We start from the raw sequence: 4,224 nt of genomic DNA on the forward strand, positions 1-4,224 counted from the left end.
AACATGGCAGAAAGAGCTTGCCATGTTGCCAGCTACGCGCTGCAATTCGGCTTAACTTAGGCGTTAGGCATCGTCGGGTGAAGCCGTGAACTGGGGAAAGATCACCAAGTACGCTGCAGCGCTGCTCGTCACGGAGGTCTCCATCGGCTTCGTGTCAGCTGCATGGTCGCCGGTCGACACGACCTCGGGCGTTACTTTGCTCGCTGCCAGTTCCGCCGCCTCGTTCCTTGTGTCCGGAGCCATCTTTACGCATTTGGCCATAAACCAATCAACCAAGCCATTTGCACATGCCTGGGCCGCACTAGTGCTTCAGGCGGTTGCAGCAACGGTACTTTGGCAGCTCCTGGCGCGCCTAGCTGGCAGTGCCCCGTCGCTTCTAATCGTCTTGGAGTGGCTGGTTCTAGCAGGCGCGCTGCTGGTAGGCACTTCACTCGGCATTTCGCGCCGGGGTCGCCCAAGTCAATCGTCGGATGCCTAACATTGCGTTCAAGCCGAAATTGCATCGCTACGCCAGCCACATGGCAGAAAAAGCTTGCCATGTGCCCGGCTACGCGCTGCAATTCGGCTTAACTTAGGCGTTAGGCGTCATGTTCAGACATCGCTGCGATATCGAAGATCAGAGAATCATTGCTCAGCGCGTAAACCCACTCGATCCGTCGTGGAGTGAGTGGTCGCTCGTGATATGCGTCAAATGCAACGAGCTTCGCGAATGGCAGCACCACTCGGAGGAGCAAATGCATGGAGGCGACCTGTACATAGATGCTCTTCCAACTCGCGACTACCTACACCACATTTACAAGCTAACTGAGGCGGATGTAGATCTCATCCTTGCAGGCAAGAAGAAGGCACTGTGCTACAACCGCCGCACCAAGCAAGTTGAAGAGCATGACGCCTAACAATGCGTTCAAGCCGAAATTGCATCGCTACGCCGTCCACATGGCAGGTACAGCTTGCCATGTGGCCAGCTACGCGCTGCAATTCGGCTTAACTTGAGCGTTAGGCCTCAGATGAGCACTACTCCAAAACAATCGCCGTATCGTTGGAGAACCGCAATACGCCGTCACCTTCCATGGTTCTTGATTGACCTTGGGATTGCCAGTAAAGGCCGTGACTGCGAGACGGCCGGAGGCAGCCATTCTTGGTACAAACAAGATTCAGAAACGAGTGGCTGCTATCACTGCCGGACAGTTCGGGCGGGGCGTCTGTGGGAGAGCGCTGATGCCTAACATTGCGTTCAAGCCGAAATTGCATCGCTACGCCAGCCACATGGCAGAAAAAGCTTGCCATGTGCCCGGCTACGCGTTGCAATTCGGCTTAACTTGAGCGTTAGGCGCATGATAGTGAAACTCTTCCTAGCGATCCTTTCGGTGTTGTCCCTTGCGTCGTGCCTAGATATCAGCGGCGAATCACAGGCTCGATATGAGCAATGCAAGGAGTTTCGGCAAGGAGTGACGTTAGACCAACTGCGCTCTGCGTTTGGTCCTGAGAAAATCGACCCTCAGCTCCCCGACGACTGGCACGTTTTTGACCCCCCAGGGAACTACCAACTGATCTATTCCGGCCCCATCATTGGGAGAACTGACTCTTCTGGTGATGTCATCAGCCTGAGTTGCGCGGAGGCCGATTATGCTTTCGGGAGCCCCTAACATTGCGTTCAAGCCGAAATTGCATCGCTACGCCGTCAACATGGCAGAAAGAGCTTGCCATGTTGCCAGCTACGCGCTGCAATTCGGCTTAACCTGAGCGTTAGGCGCCCATGCCACTTTTCCGCTGCTCAATCCGTGGTGAGAACTTTCCGGGCGCCTTGCTCGGAGAGGCCTCACCGATCGGCTTTTACGCCACTCGCTTTGTGGATGCGCCAAGTTCAGATGAAGCAGAGCTGCTTGCTCTCGGATTGCTGCGCGGCGAGGAGGTCTTCAACATCCCTCCAGAACTTAGATCAGACAGTGCCAAGGTCTTCTTTGACGAGATCGTGGGGGTTGCCCCAGACTCAGCACGGGTGCCAGATAGCGGCTTCTCGTTCTTCGTAATGGTCACCTAATAGGCGCTGGGAGCTAGCAATGAACATTCCTCCAGCCGTGGCTCTTCCCATCATCACAGTCCTCGCCTGCCTGGCCATGATGAAGGCTGTCGCCGCATTACGTGAAAAGCAGATCGCGTGGGGATCTCACGGCTCCTTGGTTATCAATCGAGACAATTATCCTGGTGCGTTCTGGTTCTCTGTTGGCCTTCTCGGGTCTCTGAGTCTGGGCCTCTTCGTAGTTTCAATGCACTTAGCCCTGACACTGCTAGCAGGCGCCTAACAGTGCGTTCAAGCCGACATCACATCGCTACGCCAGCCACATGGCAGGAAGAGCTTGCCATGTGGCCAGCTACGCGCTGCAATGCGGCTTAACTTGAGCGTTAGGCGGCTATGTCAAGAATCCTACTAGCTTGGTTCCTTCTGTTCCTGTCGACTGCAGTCGCTGCGCCTCAATCAACTTCGCCTGCACAAAGTAGCTCAGGCAAGCCATGGGCGAAGTACTGTCATCTCAACGGCATTACGTTCCCTGACCGCGAGGAGCGAGATTTCCTCGCAAAATTTTCTCGCCGTTGCAACGCGGCTGACGCCTGTCTCCTGTCATGCATTCGCAGTGGATGCGCCAAAGGCGTTGGTGGCGGCTGCTTTCATATGTGTTCGTCTGGCGCCAATGGCGACGCGGACATGTTGCAAAGGGCTCTCGAATACGAGGATCGTACGGCCTATCTGTGCCGTTCGCCGCCTAACAGATCATTCAAGCCGAACCCGCCCCGGGACGCGACTGCTCCGGACAATTCGGCGCTAAACTCGCCTCTGGACACGACCCGCGGCGGGTCGGCTTAATTTAAGCGTTAGGCTCATGACCCCGAACACGATCGCACTCGCCATAAAGACGTTACCGCCTTTGTTCTGGGCTGCGGTCATTGCCGCAACAATTACCGCAGCTGTTGCGTTCCTCGGGGTTCTAATTTCCAACCTCAGCAATGCAAAGCGGCTTCGGCAGCAGCTGGAACACGATTCTCTGGAGAAGTCACGCGAGCGAATTAGCCAGATGCGAAGAAGCGTGTACATGCAGGCAGCTGCGGAGCTTAGTACCGCAATGGCGCATCTTGGGAATATCCCGCAGCTTGACCCACGAACGGACAATTTGACCGCGCCTTTGCTTTCATTCAATTCGGTTGCTGCTCAGATCCAATTGATCGCCGAAACTCACACGGCAAGTCTATGCGCGGAGATGGGCAAGCGTCTTACGGCGGTGTTTTTCGAAATGATCGGAAAGGCTCAGCCGATATTCGATCTAAAGATCGAAGCCGAGATGCACGAATCAATGAGAACGTTTGCACAACGTGAGTTCGATCAACTTATTGCCAAAGCAAAGGCAGCAAATGATTCGCCACAGCCAGACCACCAGTTGCTAGGCCGCCTATCGGAAGGAATCGACTTTTACAGAGAGCAGGTCACAACCCATGGCAAGGCGATGATGGACTGTCTCGAGCGAAAGTTAGTGCTTCAGAGACAATATGCGATGGAGATGCTTCCTGAAACGAAACCAATTGTTGATGCCCAGATTCCACTGATGGTACAAGTCAGAAAGGAACTGGAGCTAACGTCAGATGCAGATGAGATTGCGGCTCGCACAGAAGCTGGATTTGCTGACTTCAAAGCAATGATCAAGAAGGCACTAGACAGGCTGTCATGAGCCTAACATTGCGTTCAAGCCGAAATTGCATCGCTACGCCAGCCACATGGCAGAAAGAGCCTGCCATGTGCCCGGCTACGCGCTGCAATTCGGCTTAACTTGTGCGTTAGGCCCGCATGGACTTCTTCGGATTCGGATTCAAGACCACCGCAGTCTTGCACTCAATCGTTGGCCTTTTCAGTTTTGCTATCGCAGCAAACGAAGAAGTCCAAGAGTGGCTCGTCTATGGCAACAGAAACCCCTTGGCGGGGGACGTCTTTAAGTACCTGATATACGCCTACTGCTGGTTGCTGATGGGTTGTGGGATAGCAGCTTTCCTCATACCAGGATTCGCCGTGGTTCTTGCTTGTGGCGCTTTCGGTTTCTACCTACTCACTGGGATTGTCGACTTGGTTGGGAACCGACGTTGGCCCACTTTTTCTAAAGTGCGTAGCATTTCGATTGCCACCCGTGTAGCGGGTGTCGCGCTTCTTACCTACTTTTACGTCAGGATGCGCGCCTAACA

Annotated in this window: 3 protein-coding genes; all 3 read left to right on the forward strand. The window is 54.5% G+C overall.

Annotated features, from left to right (window positions below):
- Positions 1–587: 587 nt before the first annotated feature.
- The 3 genes from QAA18_RS12560 (at position 588) to QAA18_RS12570 (ending at position 3,719) form a co-directional block, all read left to right on the forward strand.
- A complete protein-coding gene (locus QAA18_RS12560; protein ID WP_279413415.1) occupies positions 588–896 on the forward strand; it encodes a hypothetical protein in 309 nt (102 codons plus the stop codon).
- 860 nt (positions 897–1,756) lie between these two features.
- On the forward strand, positions 1,757–2,041 hold the full coding sequence (locus QAA18_RS12565) for a hypothetical protein (RefSeq protein WP_279413417.1): 285 nt from the start codon (positions 1,757–1,759) through the stop codon (positions 2,039–2,041).
- A gap of 838 nt (positions 2,042–2,879) precedes the next feature.
- A complete protein-coding gene (locus QAA18_RS12570; RefSeq protein WP_279413419.1) occupies positions 2,880–3,719 on the forward strand; it encodes a hypothetical protein in 840 nt (279 codons plus the stop codon).
- Positions 3,720–4,224 lie beyond the last annotated feature (505 nt).

It is taken from the genome of Luteimonas sp. 8-5 (assembly GCF_029763755.1).
GTDB lineage: Bacteria > Pseudomonadota > Gammaproteobacteria > Xanthomonadales > Xanthomonadaceae > Cognatiluteimonas.